The organism is Thetidibacter halocola, assembly GCF_018224955.1.
GTDB classification, from domain to species: domain Bacteria; phylum Pseudomonadota; class Alphaproteobacteria; order Rhodobacterales; family Rhodobacteraceae; genus Thetidibacter; species Thetidibacter halocola.
In genome coordinates, this window is record NZ_JAGTUU010000003.1 from 307,563 (window position 1) to 327,231 (window position 19,669).

Annotated in this window: 14 protein-coding genes; 9 read left to right on the forward strand and 5 right to left on the reverse strand. The window is 67.9% G+C overall.

All coding sequences use genetic code 11. The features are described 5' to 3' along the window. The first annotated feature begins 184 nt into the window (after positions 1-184). Positions 185-1,750, forward strand: coding sequence for a calcium-binding protein (locus KB874_RS23125; protein ID WP_212536138.1), 1,566 nt, complete (start codon positions 185-187; stop codon positions 1,748-1,750). Between the two features lie 299 nt (positions 1,751-2,049). Here the strand turns inward: KB874_RS23125 and KB874_RS08510 are convergent, their stop codons facing one another. The 3 genes from KB874_RS08510 to KB874_RS08520 form a co-directional block, all read right to left on the reverse strand. Next, positions 2,050-4,611, reverse strand: a complete 2,562-nt coding sequence (locus KB874_RS08510) for a bifunctional diguanylate cyclase/phosphodiesterase (protein ID WP_212536139.1) — start codon at positions 4,609-4,611, stop codon at positions 2,050-2,052. Between the two features lie 242 nt (positions 4,612-4,853). Continuing rightward, entirely contained in the window at positions 4,854-6,602 is a 1,749-nt protein-coding gene (locus KB874_RS23280; RefSeq protein WP_212536140.1) for a sensor histidine kinase, read from the reverse strand. Positions 6,603-6,634: 32 nt separating this feature from the next. Then, positions 6,635-9,568, reverse strand: a complete 2,934-nt coding sequence (locus KB874_RS08520) for a chemotaxis protein CheB (protein ID WP_212536141.1) — start codon at positions 9,566-9,568, stop codon at positions 6,635-6,637. A 323-nt stretch (positions 9,569-9,891) separates the two neighbouring features. On the opposite strand from KB874_RS08520, the gene KB874_RS08525 reads away from it, so the two are divergent. From KB874_RS08525 to KB874_RS08540, 4 genes are all read left to right on the forward strand, one after another. Then, a complete protein-coding gene (locus tag KB874_RS08525) occupies positions 9,892-11,439 on the forward strand; it encodes a PAS domain-containing hybrid sensor histidine kinase/response regulator (protein ID WP_212536142.1) in 1,548 nt (515 codons plus the stop codon). Positions 11,440-11,570: 131 nt separating this feature from the next. Continuing rightward, complete coding sequence (locus KB874_RS08530; RefSeq protein ID WP_212536143.1) at positions 11,571-12,860, forward strand: NAD(P)H-dependent oxidoreductase; 1,290 nt, start codon at positions 11,571-11,573, stop codon at positions 12,858-12,860. Between the two features lie 78 nt (positions 12,861-12,938). Further along, a complete protein-coding gene (locus tag KB874_RS08535; protein ID WP_212536144.1) occupies positions 12,939-13,292 on the forward strand; it encodes a CidA/LrgA family protein in 354 nt (117 codons plus the stop codon). Continuing rightward, on the forward strand, positions 13,289-14,005 hold the full coding sequence (locus tag KB874_RS08540) for an LrgB family protein (RefSeq protein WP_212536145.1): 717 nt from the start codon (positions 13,289-13,291) through the stop codon (positions 14,003-14,005). The genes KB874_RS08535 and KB874_RS08540 overlap by 4 nt, the downstream gene beginning before the upstream one ends. A gap of 9 nt (positions 14,006-14,014) precedes the next feature. Here the strand turns inward: KB874_RS08540 and KB874_RS08545 are convergent, their stop codons facing one another. Further along, positions 14,015-15,013, reverse strand: coding sequence for a helix-turn-helix transcriptional regulator (locus KB874_RS08545; RefSeq protein WP_212536146.1), 999 nt, complete (start codon positions 15,011-15,013; stop codon positions 14,015-14,017). A 111-nt stretch (positions 15,014-15,124) separates the two neighbouring features. Further along, positions 15,125-15,808, reverse strand: coding sequence for a fumarylacetoacetate hydrolase family protein (locus tag KB874_RS08550; RefSeq protein WP_212536147.1), 684 nt, complete (start codon positions 15,806-15,808; stop codon positions 15,125-15,127). A gap of 134 nt (positions 15,809-15,942) precedes the next feature. Here KB874_RS08550 and KB874_RS08555 point away from each other — a divergent pair, with 134 nt between their 5' ends. The 4 genes from KB874_RS08555 to KB874_RS08570 all read left to right on the forward strand — a co-directional run bounded on the left by KB874_RS08555 (position 15,943) and on the right by KB874_RS08570 (position 19,669). Then, entirely contained in the window at positions 15,943-16,665 is a 723-nt protein-coding gene (locus tag KB874_RS08555) for a FadR/GntR family transcriptional regulator (protein ID WP_212536148.1), read from the forward strand. Between the two features lie 143 nt (positions 16,666-16,808). Further along, positions 16,809-17,801, forward strand: a complete 993-nt coding sequence (locus tag KB874_RS08560; RefSeq protein WP_212536149.1) for a substrate-binding domain-containing protein — start codon at positions 16,809-16,811, stop codon at positions 17,799-17,801. Then, positions 17,798-18,577 (forward strand): sulfite exporter TauE/SafE family protein, encoded by a 780-nt coding sequence (locus tag KB874_RS08565; RefSeq protein ID WP_212536150.1) that lies wholly within the window; start codon positions 17,798-17,800, stop codon positions 18,575-18,577. Before KB874_RS08560 ends, KB874_RS08565 begins: the two co-directional genes overlap by 4 nt. Before the next feature lie 93 nt (positions 18,578-18,670). Next, entirely contained in the window at positions 18,671-19,669 is a 999-nt protein-coding gene (locus KB874_RS08570; RefSeq protein ID WP_212536151.1) for a Bug family tripartite tricarboxylate transporter substrate binding protein, read from the forward strand.

Genomic DNA, 19,669 nt, shown 5'->3' on the forward strand with positions numbered 1-19,669 from the left:
CCGGGATGGCGTGTCGTGGCGCCTGTCCGCGGTCCACGGAGCGGCACCCTAGCGTGGTGCGTTCCAAGGTCAAACGGGCCGGTCCGGGCCGGTCGTTGCCGAGAATGCAAGGCATACGCGGCTTGCCCACGGGCCGCGGCGTGGCCACTCTGGTGCGGATGGGCAGGCAGTGGCGGGACGGGGCATGGAACGGCTGACCTACTGGTATCCGATGAACGACTGGCAGCCGGGCTCTGGCGGGCCGGATGCCGCGCAGATCGCCGAGGCCGGGCAACGTCTTGCCACGCTGGGCGTGACGGAACTGGTCATCGGGATAGACGGGCGCCGGCTGAGCAGCCAGTGGAACTATCTCGACGGGTTCGACTCGCGCGCCTTCCGCGCCGACCTGGAGCGAGTGCTGGATGCGCTCTTTGCCGGCGGGTTCGACGGCGCGGTGTCCCTCATGCCGATCAACGGGCATTACGATTGGCAGACCGCGAACCATGCCCGCGCCTTCTGGATGGTCAACGCCACGCTGCGGTTCATCGAGGCCAGCGCGCATCGCGACCGGGTGTCGGGCCTCGTGACCGACACGGAATTCGCGCCGACGCCGGAGTGGCAGGGCGCCGATGACGCCGGCAAGGCCGACATTCTGCGCCAATACGTCACCCTGCTGGACGGGATCGAGGCGCGGGTGACGGGTTTTGACCCGTCCTTGCAGACCACGACCTATCACGGCGCTCAGATCGACCGGGGCGATGCGCGCCTTCTGCTGGATGGGGTGAATTACGGCGACAGCACGGTGCTGGGCGCGGCCGTCGACCGCATCATCCTGCCAATCCGCCTGACCGACGCCATCGACCCCGGTGTCGCCCATGATTTCGACGCCCTGATCGCCCGTGCCGTTGCGCAGACCGCCAACGAACTGGCTCGCCTCGCGGTAAGCGCGACGCGGATCGTGCTGGATGTCGAATGGGAAGAGGCTCATCGCGGTCTTGGCGCGCCCAACCTCTTTGCGCAGGTGGAGGCGGCCCTCGCGGAGGCGATCGCCGATCACCCTGTCCTCGCGGGGCTTGCGGTATTCATCTCGCCCACGATCAGCAGCGTTCCCCTGCGCGACCTGCGGATCGAGGGATTGCCCGGCGCGGATCGGCTGCTCGGCACCGCCGGGCACGACACGATCCGGGGCCATGATGGTGCCGACACGCTGGAGGGCCACGCGGGCCATGACCGCCTGGAGGGCGGCGCAAGGGGCGACATCCTGAGCGGCGGCACCGGGAACGACACGCTGCGCGGCGAACAGGGGCCCGATGACCTGGCTGGCGGCAATGGCAATGACCGCCTGTCGGGGGGCGACGGTCATGACAGCCTGACCGGCGGCCCGGGCCGTGACCGGCTCTTGGGCGGGCGGCATGACGACAGGCTGGAGGGCGGGTCCGCCAACGATTGGCTGGGGGGCGGCGCGGGGCATGACACCCTGGTCGGCGGGAGCGGGGACGACACGCTGACCGGCGGTTCGGGCGCGGATGCCTTCGTCTTTGCCGGGGCCGATCCGGGCCACGACACGATCTGCGACTTCACGCCCGGTGAGGATCGGCTGACCCTTGGCGGCGAATGGGCACCGCCAAGCGGTCTGGAGGGCTTTTTCGCGGCGACCGTCGAGGCAGGCGGCGCGCTGGTCTACGATCCGGTCGGGGACGGTGTCTTCCGTATTACGTTGGAGGGGCTATCGCTGGCGGATCTGTCGCCGGGCGATGTCGTCCTGATCTGAGGGCTGGGCCGGGCGCGCATCCGCGCAACCGCGCCCGGCGGGATCGCTGGTTAAACGACCCGCCGCAGCGCCCCGTCAGGTGACACGGGGATGCCGGTTGGATCGCCCGCGCCCCGCCCGCGCCTGCGGTCTGCCCGCTGGCAAGCGCGTTGATCCTGTCTGTGATCGTGCATATCGGCACTGCGCGCCGCGCCCGGGCGCGGCAGGGGAGGGGCTCCCGGCGCCCGGGTCGTGTTCGACTTCGGTTGCATGCCGGGCGCATCCCAAGCGGATGCAATCCGCGCGCGGTCCCATGCCGCTCAGCTGCCCGTGCCGGCGCGGGCGCGGAGCGGTTCCGAGTGCCGTCCGCACCAGGCTACGATCCAGTCGTTCAGGTCCTGCTGGGCCAGCGGGCGCCCTACCAGATATCCCTGCACCTGCGCGCAGGTCGTCGAAAGCAGGAAGGCGCGATCCTCCTCGGTCTCGAGCCCTTCGGCCAGCACGGTCACCCCCAGCTTCTGCCCCAGGTCCGAGATTGCCGTGGTAATGGCTTGCAGGTTGCGGTCGCCGGCGATGCCGGCGACGAGGCTCTTGTCGATCTTGATCCGCGACACGGGAAAGTTGAGCAGGCTGGCGATGGCGGTATGGCCGCTGCCGAAATCGTCCAGTTCCACGCTGAAGCCGGCCTTGGCGAGGTCATGCACGTTGCGCACCACGTTTCCAGCGCGTTCGTTCAGCAGCGTGGATTCGAGGATCTCAATGCAAATCCTCTGCGGATCGATCGAGGCTTCGTCAACCTTCCATAGCAGGCGGTCGACGACCGAGGCATGCATCAGCTGCGAGGTCGAGAGGTTCACGCTGATCCGTGTCTCGGTCAGTCCCAGGCCGTCGAGCATGGCCAGCGCATCGAGCACCCTGGAGAAGACCAGGTCGTCGATCGCCTCGATCAGGTGCGCGTCCTCGGCATGGGGCACGAAGGCCGCCGCGTTCAGGATGCCCCGTTCCGGGTGACGCCAGCGCGCCAGCGCCTCGAACCCGACGATCCGGTTGCTGCGCAGGTCGACTTGCGGCTGGAAGAAGGCGACGAATTCATTGCGGTCGATCCCCTCGCGGATCTGCATCGCGATCTCGACCGAGCGCACCGTCTCGTCGCGCATCGCGGGCTCGAAGAAGACGCAGCGCCCCTTGCCCGATGTCTTGGCGTGTTTGAGAGCGATGTCGGCATTGGCGATCGCGGTGCAGACGGATTCCTCCGTGGCGCTGGACACGACATCGACGCCGATGCTGGCGCCGACGCGAAAACCCTTGCCCTCGAAGGCGATCGGCTGGCCGATTGCGGTGATGAGCGACTGCGCGAAATCCAGCAGGCCTGCGTCGCTAACCTCGGTCCGGATCGCCAGCAGGAACTCGTCCCCGCCGACCCGCGCGATCACCTCGAAGGCGCCGTGAAAGCCGCGCAGCCGGTCCGCGATCTCGCGCAGAACGTGGTCTCCGGCCTCGTGGCCGTTGCTGTCGTTGATCGCCTTGAACATGTCGAGATCGACATGCATCAGGCACAGCCGTGCGGTATCGCTCAGCGCGGCGGCGTGGCGCGTCAGCACCTGAGACAGGCCGCGGCGGTTGCGCAGGCCGGTCAGGTCGTCGGTCATCGCCGCACGCTTGAGCTCGCGTTCGTGGCGGCGCAGCTCGGTCAGGTCGACATGGGTGCCGACGATGCGCACGACGCGCCCGTCGCGCCGCACCAGCCGGGCACGGGCCAGCACGTTGATCCAGTGACCGTCCTTGTGCCGCATGCGGAACTCGTTCTCGACGATGTCGCCGTCGCTGTCGGTGAAGTCGTGGGCCGGGCGAATGACGTTGTCGACATCGGCGGGATGGATCAGCTTGCGGAACGTGTCGAAATGCAGCGGCAACTCTTCGGCGCGATAGCCGACCATCTGGAACCAGCGCGGCGAGTAATAGGTCTCGCCGGTGAGCGTGTTGAGGTCGAACAGCCCGTCCGAGGCCCCCTCCATCGCCAGCGCAAAGCGTTCCTCGCGCTCGACAAGGCGCTGCTTGTTCAGGGCGGATTCGTTCAGCAGCGCCGGTACGAACACTGTCAGCGCCAGGCCGATCAGAAGGATCAGCTCGTCGAGCGGGCTTTGCGCCGCCGCTACCTCGGCCGAGGTCGGGCGCGCGATGATCGTCCAGGTTCGTCCGGCGATGTCGAGGGTTGTGCTGACGGCAAAGGCCTCACCGACGGGGTCGTGGGGCATTTCATGCACCGAATTGGTGCCGTCCATCACCGTGACGGAGAAGGATTTCGCATCCGATGGCCCCATCACGTGGTCCATCAGCGGCGCCGAGCGGAAGACCAGGTTTAGAAAGCCGGCCACCTCGCCGTTCACCCGCACCGGGGCATAGCCGACGATCCCCTTGCCGCCCTGCGCCAGTTCGATCGGGCCGGTGAGGCGAAAGGCGTCGAGGGCGGTTGCGTCACGCAACGCCTGGCCCGGCCCCGGCAAGGCGGCGACGTTCAGACCCAGGGCGCGTTCATTGCCGTCGAGCGGCGTCACGCGCTCGATCTCACCTGCGGCGTTGACCCAGTTGAGAGCCTGCACCTCGTCGAAATAGGCATGGATGATGTCCGCAACATCGTCGAATTCGCCAAGTCCGGCCATCCGCTCCTTCTGCCAGCTGGCCCGGACCAGTTCGACCACGTCAATGCGGTTTTGCAGCTGTTCGCCGAGCTTGGCGGCGAAGACCCGCGAATAGGTCTCGACCACCGAGACCACGCGCTCCGACTGCGCGACCCTCGCAAAACGGCTCATCACCACGGTCGAGGTCAGAAGGACCAGCGCCGCGATCATGGCTCTTTTTGTCAACAGGCTGCGTGCAGGCATCGCTCTCTCGTCGGTTCGGGTCTGGCGACACTGGAGCACGCATCACTTTCCAAAAGGAAAACGTGCCTGCCATGCCTGCACCCTTCCACACGCATCACGGCGGAACCAGCCGACAATCATGGCAAAATGGTTAACAAGACGTTTCCAGCGCGAGTGGCTTTGGTTGTTTTCCCAAGAAATCGCTCGCCCAGCGGGTTTGCCGGGCTGGGTGCCCATCTTTCGGGATGCGCCGCGCCGCCCGGTCAGTCCGCGCGGTCCTTGCGCGGAGCGCCGACATGGCGGGGAAAGATCATCGAGACTTCGGTGCCTTTCCGGGCCTGGGTGGACAGGCGCATGTAGCCCTGGGACTGCCGCACGAAACCCGCGACCATGCTCAGGCCCAGACCCACCCCGGCGCCGACGCCCCGGGTCGAGAAGAAGGGTTCGGTGGCCTGTTTCGCCGTGTCGCGGTCCATGCCGTCGCCCTCGTCGCGCACGACGAAGGCCACGTGGTCACGCTCGCATTGCAGCTCGGCCGGCAGGCGGGGGTCGCCGGCGGAAAAGTTCAGCGCCTCGACCGCGACCCGGCCGCCCGCGGGCATGGCCTGGCGCGCGTTGGACAGCAGGTTGACCAGCGCGACCTCCAGCTGTTGCGCGTCGAGCAGGATGTGCCAGTCGTCCTGGGGGATGCCGATGTCCAGGTGGATGCGGTTGGGGGCTCGCAGCGCGCTTTTCAGGATGACCTGGTGGTCGGTGAGGAAGGCACCGGGCGAGACCGGCGCAGCCTGAAGGTGCTGGCGCCCGGCATAGGACAGGAGGTGCCCGGTCAGTTTCGATGCCTTGGCGACCGCGGCCGCGATCGCCTCGACATGCGGCCGCAGGGTCTCCGAGTTGTCCGACAGCATGGCCAGCAGCTCGGCATTGCCGGCGATTGCCGTCAGCTGGTTGTTGAACTCGTGCGCGATGCCGCCCGCGATCTTGCCAAGCGCCTGCTGGCGGTTGGACTGCATCAGGTTCTCGCGGATGCGGTGGTTCTCGATCAGCCGGTCCAGCTCGGCGGCGATCGCGGTCCAGGTTTCCTCCAGCGCGGCCTGCCACCAGCCGCCCAGCGGCAGGTCGGCCAGCTGGCCGCCCTCGTCGGCGCCGCGAAGGCGGTGGCAGAAGCGCACATGCCCGCCGCCGCCGCGCCACAGCTCGCGCAGCGCGCCGTCAAAGCCGCCCGGCCCGTCGCAGGCCGCGTCCGAGCCGTGCTGCCGCCCGCCGTGGTCGATCTGGATCCACAGGTCCATCTCCATGCCGAAACAGGGCCGCAGCACGCGCGGGGCCGCGTCTAGCATGGCCTCGACCGATGCTTCGGGATCGGCCGAGAGCCGATCCAGCGCGACGATCGCCTGGTTGCGCCGCTCGAGGTGGTTCAGTCGGGCGACATGGATCTTGAGATCGGTCTGGTCGACGATCACCGCCAGGACCGAGGCCGCGCCAGTGCCGGGACCCAGACGCTGAAGATGCACCTCGGCGCGCAGCAGGTCGTCCTCGTCCCGGCCGCGAAGGGCGATGTCGGCAAGATAGGCCTGTCCGCCGGTGTTCGCCTCGGCCAGTGCCAGCGCCAGAATGTCCTGTTGCCGCCGCGCCCGGCCCAGCCTGCGCCACAGGCAGTCGGTGCCGCTGGCGAGCTTGCCGAACCTCTGCCTCGCCCGGAAATTCGCCGTGCGGACCATGCCGCCTGTTGGTTCGATAACGATGGCCGGCGCCGGCAATTCCTCGAAGAATTGCTGGAAGCGCCGTAGCGCCTGTTCGCTGCGCAGGCTGGTTTCGCGCAGTTCCTCGGCCTGCAAGGCAAGCTCGGCATCGAAGACCAGCACCTCGTGCGTCAGTTCGGCGATGGACAGGCCGCCTTCGGCGATCAGGCGGTCGCCGGTGCGCAGGTCTCCCTGGCGAAGCGCCGCAAGCGCACGACTTCGCAGATCGTCCCGGTATTCCGACGACATTCCCATGTGATTCGTATCGGTCACGCCTGCGATTTCCTCTGGTGACCGGCCGATGGTCAGTTCTGTCCGCGTTCATGCTCGATCCGGGCGGGATCGATCCAGTCGCTCAGATTGTAGTGTGTCACCACGCCGCCCCCCTTCGTCAAGCCCGTCGCGTTGAGCAGGAACCATTGCTCCCTGCCGTCGGACGGGCAGGGGTACAGCTGGGAAAAGCTCGCGCGTGTGCCGGCGAGAATGGCCTCGAGGCCCTCCAGGACGCGTCGGGCATACTGGTCGGAGGGCGCGGCGCGGCGGCAGGCCTCAAGATAGTCGATGCCCGGGCCGGTGCCGGAAAGAGAGCCGCCGTTGCGGGTCGAGAAGTCGCGCCACGCGCTGTTGACCTCGACGATCGTGCCGTCGGGATCCAGCACCACGACGCTTTCCGGCAGCGCGTCGAGCACGGCCCGGAGATCGCGCAGGCCGAGCACGCTGGAAAGGTCGATGAACGAGATCACCACCCGCACCGTGCTGGCGCCGGTTGGCGTGTAGGGCAGGATGGTGACCATCCACTCTCTTCCGTCGCGGCTCTGGACCTCGTGTTGCAGGCTTGTCTGCTCGCTCATGGATCGCTGGATCTGGTCGAACAGCCCCTCGAAATGCAGGTTCGTGGTCAGTTCCGTGATCGGCCGTCCGATATCGGTCTCGCGCAGCGAGAACAGCGCGAGCACCTCGGAAGTATACCGCGTGATCCGCAGGTCCGAGTCGAGGAAAAGCAGCGGGATATGCGCCGCCCGCGCCAGACTGTCGAGATCGGCGTTGATCTCGTTCATCTCGACGATCTTGGCCTGGTATTCGGCGTTGATCGTATGCAACTCCTCGTTGACCGACTGAAGCTCTTCGTTCGAGCTTTGTAATTCCTCGTTTGCGGCCATCAGTTCCTCGTTCGAGGCCTGGAGTTCCTCGTTCGTGGTTCCCAATTCCTGGATCGTCGCGTTCAGGTTCGACCGGGTGAGCTCCAGTTCGCGCTCCAGGTCGGCGGCGTGGCGGCTGGACATGTCGCTCAGCTGGTCGGGGTCGATCTGGCGCGGCGGTTCGGCGCTGCGTGCCCGTGGTGCGGACCGTTCGAAGCTGATGAGCAGGTTCGACACGGTGATCGCGGCGTCGTCGAGGGGCACGACCGACACGGTCAGCGCCTCCGGATCGCCATGGCCCAAGGCCCAGCGGGTGCTGGCCGTCTGGGGCTTCTTGTCCCGGATCGCGCTGTGCATCAGGGTCGAGACGATCGGCACCAGGCCAGGGTCGAGCAACTGGTTGAGGTCAAGGCTGGGCGTGCCGGACCGCACCGCAAGCAGCCCCTCGGTGCGGCCGAAGACATGCAGCACGCAGCGCGCGCTGTCGACGAGGATCGAGGGCGGGGCGTAGGCCTCGCACAGCTTTTCCTGCGCCACGTGCACCAGCGGTCGGCCACGCCGCGGATCGGGCGCCGCCCACGACGCCTCCCTGGTCCGGCCCAGCCCCGAGGACAGCGCCATCGTCGCCTCGGGCGCCAGCAACGGCATGCGCCGCTTGATGCGGAAGATCTTGCTGCGCTGGTCCACCGGGTTGTAGTCGCCCGAAAAACGCCCCGGCGTCTCGCTCGATCCCAGGAACAGCGTTCCGTCCGCCTTGAGCGCATAGGACAGCCGGCTCATCACCCGTTCCTGCGCCGGGATGCGCAGGTAGATCAGCATGTTGCGGCAGGTGATGAGATCCATGTTGGTGAAGGGTGCGTCGCTCATCAGGTCGTGGCGCGAAAACACGATGGACTGCCGCAGGCGCGGCACCACCGTGTACGTCCGCCCTTCGGTGCCGCGCGTGAACCAGCGCTCGCGCACGGTTTCGGGCAGCGTCGCCACCTGCGCCGCGGCGAATGTTCCGGCGCCCGCCCGGGCGACATAGTCGGGATCGACATCCGTGGCGAAGAACTTGAGCGGCGCGCGGCATTCGGCGTTCTCCATCGCCTCGAGCAGCAGGATGGCGATGGAATAGGCCTCTTCGCCGGTCGCGCAGGACGTGGCCCAGACGCGGATCGGATCATCGTGATTGTCGCGCCGGTCCTCGACCAGCGGGACGATGACCTGGTCGCGCAGGCATTCGAAGGCGTCGGGATCGCGGAAGAAGGCAGTGACCGGGATCAGGATCTCGTGGCGCAGCGCGGTCACTTCGTCGGGGCGGCTCGACAGGAACGCGGTATAGGCGTGCAGGTCGGGGATGCCGCAGGCGATCAGCCGTCGTTCCAGCCGCCGCAACAGCGTGTTCGGCTTGTATTCCGGCAGGTTCAGCTGCACCAGGCTGGACAGGGTCCGCAGGTTGCTGCCCAGCAGGTCGCGTTCGTCCAGCACGTGTTCCGACCGCAGGCTTTTCGACGACGGGCGCAGCCCGCTGTGGCACAGGCTGGTCACCTCCTGGGCCAGGCCTTCGGGCGACAGGACATGGTCGACCGCGCCGGTGGCGATGGCGTTGGCGGGCATCCCGTCGAACCGCGCGCCCTCGGGATCCTGCGCCATCACCCAGGCGCCGGCCTCGGACAGGGTGCGCGCGCCGAGGCTGCCGTCGGACCCGGTGCCGGACAGGACGATGCCGATGGCCTTGTCCGGGCAATCCTGCGCGAGGCTGTCGAAGAAGGCGTTGATCGGCAGGGAGATCCCCGCGTTGCTGCGCGGCGCCAGCTTTAGCCGGCCGCCGACGATCGTCATGGCGGCGTTGGGCGGGATGACATAGACATGCCCGGTCTGCACCGCCATGTCGTGGCCCGCCACCTGCACGGGCATCTGCGTGTGTCGCGCCAGCAACTTGTCCATCATCGTCTCGTGTTCCGGCGCAAGGTGCTGGATCACCACGAAGGCGGCGTTCACCGGGAGGTCGACCGCGCCGAAGAACCGGTCGAGCGCGTCCAGCCCGCCGGCCGAGGCGCCGAGCGCCACGATGGTGCCCGGGTTTGCGGCGGCGTCTTCGGTGGCTCGGCTGTCCATCCTGGGGTCTTCCGTCGGGTTGAGGGGCCTGTTCGTGCCGGTCGGGCGGCGCAGGGCGTCGGGGGTCGCGGGGATCATTCCCGATGCGCTTGCGGTTGTAAACACGACGCGCAAGCAACCATGGGCCCCTGTGCTCGTGGCGGAGGATTGCGCGGTCCGGCCGTGAAACCGGGCCGCGTCGCGCGCACTGCCGCCAAGGCCTTCCGTCGTGCCCGCAGGCCGGTTCTTCCGGTCCACAACGGCAAGTGCGGATTTGACACCGGCCCGGTAATGTTGGACCGTTGCTCAACCTGAGGATGTTCAAGCCATCGGAGACTCGGATCATGCAACAGGCTTCCGATGCCGCCGAATCCGGCCTTTTTCCCTCGGTTGCGGCCAGCATTCCGGGGTATATCTTCCGCTATCGGCAGGCCGCCGACGGGATCGAGACACTCGATTATGTCAGTCCGGGATTCGACGAGATCTGGCAGCCCCAGCCAGGCGAGAACCGCAACGATCCGGAGATGCACTGGTCCCGCATCCATGAAAGCGATCTCGAGGCGTTCCAGGCCTCGTTCGCGACGGCGCTGCGCACCGGTGCCTGGGATTTCCGCTATCGGATCCGGATGCCCGATGGCTCGCTGAAATGGCTGCACGGGCGCGGCAAGCTCCAGTTTCCCGGCGATGGCGGGTTCCTGTGTGATGGCATGATCCAGGACGTCACGCGCCAGGTCGAGGTCGAGCAGAGCCTCGAAGAGACCAAGCGCCGCCTCGTGCAGGCCTACAGGATGGAGGCGATCGGCAACCTGACGGCGGGTGTCGCGCATGACTTCAACAACCTCCTGGCGGTGATCCTGGGCAATCTCGAACTGATGGATTTCGCCAACGATCCCGATGATTTCCGCGAGATGCAGGACCAGGCGATCAAGGCGGTGGACCGGGGGCGCAGCCTGACGCTGAGCCTGCTCAGCTTTGCCCGCAAGTCGACGCTGAACGCCCGGCGGATCGACGCCGTGGAGGCGCTGAAATCCTCCGAGGGCCTGATCACGCGCGCGCTGTTCGAGAATGTCTCGGTGCGCCGGGTCTATCCCGACGGCCCGCTGATGACCGTCATCGACGGCAGCCTGCTCGAGAATGCCATTCTCAACCTCGCCCTGAACGCCCGCGATGCGATGCCCGAAGGCGGCACGCTGTCCATCGAGGCAGGGCGCCGCATGGTCGCGCCGGGGGCGGTCATCTGCGGGATCGAGCCGCTGGCCCCCGGGCGCTATGTCGAGATCGTGGTGCGCGACACCGGCCGTGGCATTCCCGAGGCCGACCTGGCCCGCGTGGTCGAGCCGTTCTTCACCACCAAGGGGCCGGACAAGGGCTCGGGTCTGGGCCTGTCGATGGTGCAGGGCTTCGTCGCGCAATCCGGTGGCGGCATGCGGATCGACTCGGTGCCGGGGCAGGGCACCGCGGTGCACCTGTTCCTGCCAGAGGCCGCGCCCGAGGAGGAGCAAGCCGAGGCGGAAACCCGCCCCGCGCCGCGCATCCTGCTGGTCGAGGACGAACCCGACGTGCGCGCGGTCATCGGACGGCTGCTTGAAAGCCTGGGTTGCGACGTGCGCGCGGTGGGCGACCCGCCGGCGGCTATGGATGCGCTGCGCGAGGATGGCCCGTTCTCGGTTGCCGTCATCGACCAGAACCTGGGCACGCAGATTTCGGGGCGCGATCTGTCCCGCCTGATCCGGTCGGGCACGCCCGAGTGCCGCACGATCATCCTCAGCGGCATGTGGGACAGCGCCAACGACGGCGACAGCGTGACCGACAGCTGCGACCTGTTCCTGCAAAAGCCGGTGCAGCGCAGCACGCTGAACGCGGCCCTCTCCGATCTGCTGGCGCGCGACTGAGGCGACTGGCTCGCTCGCCAGTTCCGGTCGGGCCGGTCGCTTCCCTTTGCCTCGGGCGCCCGGATCGTGGCAGACCTTCCGCACAGGGACGGGAGTCGGCAGGACCCCGTGCAGAATGGGGAGAGGATGCCATGAACCTTGCACGACTTGCGGCCGAGGCCGCCGAGCGGGGATCGCCTGTCCGGGCCGGGCTGATCGGCGCGGGCAAGTTCGGCTCGATGTTTCTCAGCCAGGTGCCGACCATTCCGGGGCTGACGGTGACGGCCATCGCCGATCTCGATCCCGACAAGGCGCGCGCCGCCTGCCGCACCGTGGGCTGGGACGCCGCCCGCATCGAGGCGACGACCTTTGTCGACGATGGCGCAGCGCTCGCCGGGCGCGACGATGTCGAGGTGGTGATCGAGGCGACGGGCAATCCCCGCGCCGGCATCGCCAATGCCGAGGCCGCCATTGCCGCGGGCCGGCACGTGGTCATGGTCAATGTCGAGGCCGACGCCATGGTCGGCCCGCTTCTGGCGCGCAAGGCCGCCGCAGCCGGGGTCTGCTATTCGATGGCCTATGGCGACCAGCCGGCGCTGGTCTCGGAAATGGTCGACTGGGCGCGCGCCGCGGGGTTTCACGTCACCGCCGCCGGCAAGGGCACCAAATACCTGCCCGCCTATCACGCCGTGACCCCCGACGATGTCTGGACGCATTACGGCCTGACGCCGGACGCGGCGCGCGCGGCGGGGATGAACCCGCAGATGTTCAACTCGTTCCTCGACGGCACCAAGAGCGCGATCGAGATGGTCGCCATCGCCAATGCCTGCGGCCTGGACGTGCCCGACGAGGGGTTGGCCTTTCCGCCTTGCGGCGTTGACGACCTGGCGCATGTGCTGCGCCCGCGCGACCTGGGTGGCCAACTGGCAAGGCGCGGCATGGTCGAGACGATCTCTTCGCTGGAACGCGACGGCAGGCCGGTCTTTCGCGACCTGCGCTGGGGCGTCTACGTGGTGCTCGAGGCGCCGAACGACTATGCGGCGGCCTGTTTCCGGCAATACGGCCTGCCGACAGATTCCACGGGCCGTTTCGCCGCGATGTACAAGCCGTTCCACCTGATCGGGCTGGAACTGTCGATCTCGGTCCTCAGCGTCGCCCTGCGCCGCGAGCCCACCGGGCAGGCGCGCGAGATGCGCGGCACCGTCGCTGCGGTGGCCAAGCGCGCGCTGCGGTCGGGCGAGATGCTGGACGGCGAGGGCGGTTACACCGTCTGGGGCAAGGCGCTGCCGCTGGCGCGGGCGGGCGCGGCGCTGCCAATCGGGTTGGCGCACCGGGTGCGTCTGCGGCGCGACATTCCGGCCGGAGCGGTGCTGACGCTGGACGACGTCGAGATCGGCGACGACCCGGTCGCGGCGCTGTACCGGCAGGCCATCGCGGGCTGACGCCGCCGGGACAGGGGCCATTGTGCCGGTGTTGGCGGCGCGGCTACACTCGGGATCCAAAGGGGGAGTTGTCGGGACATGCTGGGAGCGATCGGGCTGTTGCTGGCGTGCCAGTTGGTCGGAGAGGTTGTGACGCGCGGCGCGGGCCTGCCGGTGCCGGGGCCGGTCGCGGGGCTGGCGCTGCTGATCGTGATCCTGCGGCTGCGGCCCGGGCTTGCCGCACGCATCCGGCCAACCGTCACCGTGATCCTTGCCAACCTGTCGCTGCTTTTCGTGCCGGCGGGCGTCGGGGTGATCGGCAATCTTGATGCGCTGTCGGCGCATGGGCCGGCGCTGATCGTCGTGCTGGTGGTCTCGACCCTGCTGGCGATGCTGGCGGCGGTCGGCACCTTCATCGGGGTGCGGCGCCTGACCGAAAGACCGGCGCCATGACCGATGTCGCGCAGCTCTGGAGCTATCTGTCCGCCACGCCGCTGCTGTGGCTGACCGCGACGGTGCTGGCCTATGTGCTGGCCGACGCGCTGGCGCGGCGGCTGGGCAACCCGCCCTGGGCCAACCCGGTGCTGATGTCGGTCTGCCTGATCGCGCCGGTGCTGTGGATCACCGCGACCGACTATGCCACCTATTTCGAGGGCGCGCAGTTCATCCATTTCCTGCTGGGTCCGGCCACGGTGGCGCTGGCGCTGCCGCTGGTCGACAATCTCGACACGATCCGCCGCTCCGTCGCGCCGATCCTGCTGGCGCTGCTGGCCGGGTCGGTCGTGGCGGTCTGCTCGGCCATCCTGCTGGCGCTGGCGCTGGGCCTGCCCGAGGCGGTGATCCTGTCGCTCAGCCCGAAATCCACCACCGCGCCCGTGGCGCTGGGCGTGTCCGAGGCGGTGGGCGGCATCCCGACCCTGACGGCCGTTCTGGTGATCCTGACCGGGATCATCGGCGCGGTGACGGTGACGCCGCTGATGACGCTTCTGCGGGTGCGCGACTGGCGGGCGCGCGGCTTTGCCGTGGGGGTCGCGGCGCATGGCATCGGCACGGCGCGCGCCTTTCAGGTCAACCAGACCGCCGGCGCCTATGCCGGGATCGGCATGGCGCTGAACGCGCTGCTGACCAGCCTGATCGTGCCGCTGATCGTACGCTGGCTGGTCTAGGCGCGGACGTCAGGGGAAAGACGGAAAATCGGCCCGCCGGTGCCCCTCGACCAGCACGCGCAGCGCCTCGGGCGCCAGCACCTCGACCGAGTCGCCCCATTGATACAGGTGCCAGGCCATCTCGAGGTGGCCCGAGGCCTGGAACCGCACCGTCAGCGCGCCATCGGGGTCGTCGGTCATCTCTTGCCGGGGATGGAACTGAAAGGCGCGGGCGACCTCTGCCGCATGCGGGGCAAAGCGCCAGACCACCTCGCCATACTCGGCCTCGGCATGGAACGAGCCGAAGGCGCGCTCGGTATGGGCGGCGAGGTCGAAATCCGGGTCGCGCGCGAACGACGCCTTGCCGATCTGCGCAGTCTCGATCCGGTCCAGTCGGAAATGCCGCAGCTGCGTGTCGCTGCCGGGCACCCGCGCCACCAGGTAGCGCCGCGTGCCAAGGATCAGGCCATAGGGTTCGATCACCCGTTCGCGCGGGGCGTTGTCGCGCGCGCCCGCGTAGGTCAGGTGCAACTGCCAGGGCGCCTGCAACGCCTCGGCGATCAGCGCCAGCAGGTCGTAGCGTTCACGCAGGCGGGGGCCGGGACGGCTGGCAAATCCCTGCGCCTCCAGCAGCGCCTCGGCATCGGCCTCGATCCGGCGGGCCTGCGATCCGGGCGTCGCCGCCAGCAGCCGGTCGCGCAACCGCGTCAGGGTCTGGGCGTCGCGCGTGTCGCCGTCGCGTGTCGCGCGCCGGATCGACTGTTCCAGCGCCGTCAACTCGCGCGCCTGGAGCATGGTCTGCGCTGCCTGGCGCAGGTCGGGGCGCGGCAGGCGCCAGTATTTGCGGCGGTCGGGGGCGGTGTCGGTCTCGCAGGCCGGAAACGTCTCTTCGAGTGCCTTTGTCATCCGCTGCGCGGTGCGGCGGTCGACCTCGAATTCGGCCACGATGTCGTCGAGCGTCACGCCACCATAGCGCGCGGTCGCCATGTCGGCGAGCGCCAGAAGATCGACGGCTTTCCTGAAAGACATCGGCGCCTCCGGGTCAATGGGGTGACAGGTTTCGTCACCTTGGCCAAGGAGTGGCGGCGATGCAAGGGGATCGGCGCGCGGGCCGGGTTCGTCGCCCGCGCGCCGGAGAGATCAGACGACCGTGACGGTCATCGCGCCAAGGCCCTCGACGGCCAGTTCCATGACGTCGCCCTTGACCACGGCGCCGACGCCCGCGGGCGTGCCCGACAGGATCACGTCGCCCGGTGCCAGCGTGTAATACTGGGACAGGTAGGAGATCATCTCCGGCACCTTCCAGATCATCTGGTTCAGGTCGCCTTCCTGCTTGAGTTCGCCATTGACCTTCAGCGTGATGCTGCCCTCGGTCAGGTGGCCGACCTCGTCCACGGTGTGAATCGGGCCAACAGGCGCCGAGGCGTCGAACGCCTTGCCGATCTCCCAGGGGCGGCCCATCTTCTTGGCCGTGCCCTGAAGGTCGCGCCGTGTCATGTCGAGGCAGAGCGCGTAACCGTAGACATGGTCCAGCGCCTTTTCGAGCGGGATGTCCGTGCCGCCCGCCTTCAGGAATACGGCGACCTCGGCCTCGTGATGCACGTCCGAGGTCTGGCGCGGATAGGGGAATTCGCCGCTCGCGTTCAGGTCGTCGGGATTCTTCTGGAAGAAGAACGGCGGTTCGCGATCCGGGTCATGCCCCATCTCGACCGCATGGGCGGCATAATTGCGGCCGATGCAATAGACCCGTCGGACGGGAAACTGGCCCCCGCCGGCCACCGGGACGGTGACGGTCGGCGGTGCGGGGATCACGAAATCGGACATGGAATCCTCCCATTTATCGCGTTTGCTTCTTACGCGTCGTAGACCGTCCAGTTGGACAAATCAATCCAAACCATTCCGATGCGTCACTCAAGAATCCATTGCCAGATGCGTTTTTCGGCGTATGGTTCGAACCAATGAACACATTGGCCAACCAATATGCGCAGCGCGAATCGGTGATCCGGCGTCCTTCGGACGAACTGGAACTGGTCGAGCGGGTAAGGGCCTTCATCGCCTCGGGCGGCTATGCCGCCGGCGACCGGCTGCCGCCGGAACGACAGCTGATCGGCGAACTCGACCTGACTCGCGGCGCGCTGCGCAAGGCGCTGGACGCGCTCGAGCGCGAGGGCCTGATCTGGCGGCAGGTGGGCAAGGGCACGTTCATCTCGCGCCAGGGCGCCGAGATCGGCGGCGAGGCTCTGGTCGACCTGGCGCGTCAGATCACGCCCTTCCGAATGGTGCGCGCCCGGATGACGATCGAGCCCGCCATCGCCCGAGAGGCGGCGATGAACGCCTCGGGCGAGGCGATGACGCGGATGCGCATCGCCATGGACCGCGCCGCCTCCGCGACGAACTGGCAGGAATACGAGGCGCAGGACGACAGTTTCCACCGCTCGGTCGCAGAGGCCAGCGACAACATGCTGCTGTTGGCGCTGTTCGACCAGCTGAACCAGGTGCGCCGTGCCGTCGCCTGGGGGACCGTGACGCGGTCTACGGCGCGGCCGTCGCCGGATCATTCCAGCTTTGCCGAGCACGAGGCCATCGCTTCGGCCATCGAGGCGCATGATCCCGAGGCGGCTTACAACGCGATGCGGACGCATCTGCGCTCTGTTTCGGCGCGGCTGTTCGAGGAGGGATGAGCATCGACTGACCGGGCGGCAGACCCGGACGATTGGGGAAACAAGACAGATACGAGAGGGAGGAGTATCATGTCATTGTCGAGAGGGGCGGTTGCGACATCCGCCACTGGCAGCCGGGACGCCGACGCTTGGCGGGCCCGCGCATGAAGCTGACGCTGGCAACGTGGGATCACGACCGGGTCATGGCGCTGCATGACGGGCGCGTGACCGTGCCGGGCGTGGAATTCGAGAGCCACATCCTGCCCACGGGAAAGCTGTTTCCCATTGCCGTGCAGGAAGCGCGGTTCGACATCACCGAACTGTCGGTTTCCAGTTACGTCCTGCAGGTGTCGCGCGGCACCTCTGAATACACCGCCATCCCCGCCTTTATCAGCCGCGCCTTCCGCCACAGCGGCTTCTTTGCCCGCGAAGGCTCTGACATCCGCACGCTGGGCGACCTCGCGGGCAAGCGCGTGGGCGTCCCGGAATACCAGATGACGGCGGCGCTGTGGATGCGCGGGCTGCTGACGGACGAATACGGCATCGACCCGGCGGGTATCCACTGGCGCACCGGTGCGCTGGATCAGGGCGTGCGACACGAACGGCTGGAACTGGACCTGCCCGAGGGCATGGTGGTGGAACCCATAAAGGACGGCGAGACGCTGCAGGACCTGCTGCTGTCGGGGGAAATCGACGGGCTGCTGGCGCCGAACCCGCCGCGCGCCTTCCTCGAGGGCGATCCGCGCATCCGCCGCATCCTGTCCGATTTCGGCGCAGAGGAGCGCGCCTATCACAAGCGAACCGGGTTTTTCCCGATCATGCACCTTGTCGCCGTGCGCAAGACGCTGGTCGACGAAAACCCCTGGCTGCCCGAGGCGCTGATGCAGGGTTTCACCCAGGCGCGCGACATGGCGCTGGAGCGACTACGTGACGTCTGGCTGGGATCGGCCAACCGCCTGTCGCTGCCCTGGCTCAATGAAAGCATGGAGGCCACGATCGGCGCGATGGGGCGCGACTACTGGCCCTACGGCTTTGCCGCGAACCGGGCGGAACTGGACGCGGTCTGCCGCTACTCGGTGCAGCAATACCTCGCCGCGCGCCGGGTCAAGCCCGAGGAACTGTTTCCCGAAAGCGTGCGCGGAGGTGTCCCGGCATGACGCTCGACCTGCTCCATGCCGGGCTGGGATGGCCGGTGGCGGGAACGCTCACGGCACTGAGTTTCGTCACGTCCTTCATCACAGCCGCCTTCGGGATCGGAGGCGGTGCGGTGATGCTGGCGGTTCTGGCGGTTATGCTGCCCGCCGCTGCGATCATCCCGGTGCACGGGCTGGTGCAGCTGGGCTCGAACGCGGGGCGCGCGGCGATCATGCTGGGCCACGTGCACCGCGTGGTGCTGCCAGCCTTCATCGCGGGCGCGCTGATCGGCGTGGCGCTGGGCGGGGCCTTCGTCGTGCAACTGCCGGCGGGCGCGATCCAGGTCGGCGTGGGCCTGTTCATCCTGTGGTCGGTGTTCTTTACCCCGCCCGCGCTGATGCGCCGCTCGGCCGGGCTGGCCGGCGCGGTGTCGAGTTTCCTGACCATGTTCTTCGGCGGCACCGGCCCGTTCGTAGCCGCCTATGTCAAGGGGCAGGGTCTGGACCGGATGGCGCATGTGGCGACGCATTCGGCGCTGATGACGATCCAGCACGCGCTCAAGGTCGTGGCTTTCGGGCTGCTCGGCTTCATCTTTACGCAGTGGCTCGGCTTCGTGGCGCTGCTGGTCGCGGCGGGCTTTGCCGGTACCGTTGTCGGGCGCGCCGTGCTGACGCGCATCGACGAGCGCCGCTTCCTGGCCATCCTTCACGTGATCCTGACCGTGCTGGCGCTGCGCCTGATCTGGTCGGGCGCGGGCGATCTGTGGGCCGCCCATGCGCCCGCTCCGATGGAGGGCTGACAGGCAAGGCATACCAACCGAGGCGGCCACGTCCGGGCCGATCGCGGGGCACAGAACCGGACGATTTCTCAACAACCCCCTAGGGAGGAAGACATGAACCGCAAGACGATCCTGAACCGCCGGACATTCCTGTCCACCAGCGCCGCGGCCTCGCTGACGCTGGCCACGCCGGGCCTGCTGCGCGCGAACACCTTTCCCGAGCGCAACATAGACGTCTACGTTCCGACCGCTGAGGGCGGCGGCGCCGACCGCAACTTCCGCGCCTTCACCAGCATCTGGAAGACCAAGCTGGGCGTCGATTTCGAACCGGGCTACTACCCCGGCGCGTCCGGCCGGGTGGGCTATGAGATCTACATGGGTAAGGCCGAGCCCGACTGCTACAGCCTGATCTTCGGCAACATGGGCCCCGAGGTGCTGAACTGGGCCATGCAGGAGCCGACATTCGACGTCGACGACTACTTCTATTTCGGCCAGGTCGACGTGGACCCGTCGGTCGTCTTCGTCGGCGCCGAAAGCCCGTTCCAGACCATCGATGACATCGTCGCCGAAGGACAGAAGCGGACGCTGACCGTGGGCACCAGTCGCATGGCGCACCCGGCCTCCATCGGTATCCTCGCTCTGGGCGACCAGACCGGGGCGAAGTTCAACCTGATCCCGCTTGCGGGCGGCAAGAACACGGTCGCGGGCGCCGTGACCGGCGAGGTCGACTTCTCGGTGCTGACCTCGGGTTCGGTGATCGCCGCGGGCGACGCCGTGCGCACGCTGCTGGTCTTCGGCGAGAACCGCGTGGGCGAGCGTCTGAACAATGCCAAGAACATCAACGAGGTCTATGGCATGGACCTGCCCGAAATGCTGTCGGCCCGCGCCTTCGGCATCCACCGCGCCGCGGCCGAGGCTTATCCCGACCGCTTCGCGCGGCTCCAGGAGACCTTTGCCGAGACCTTCGAGGATCCGGCCCTGCTCGAGGCCTATGTCGCCTCGGGCGGCGCGCCGGAATACCTGCGCATGGGCGGTGTCGAGGAATGCGCCAAGTTCAAGGCCGCGATGCTGGAACTGGGCGCGAAATACAAGCCGCTGCTGACCGGCGCCTGA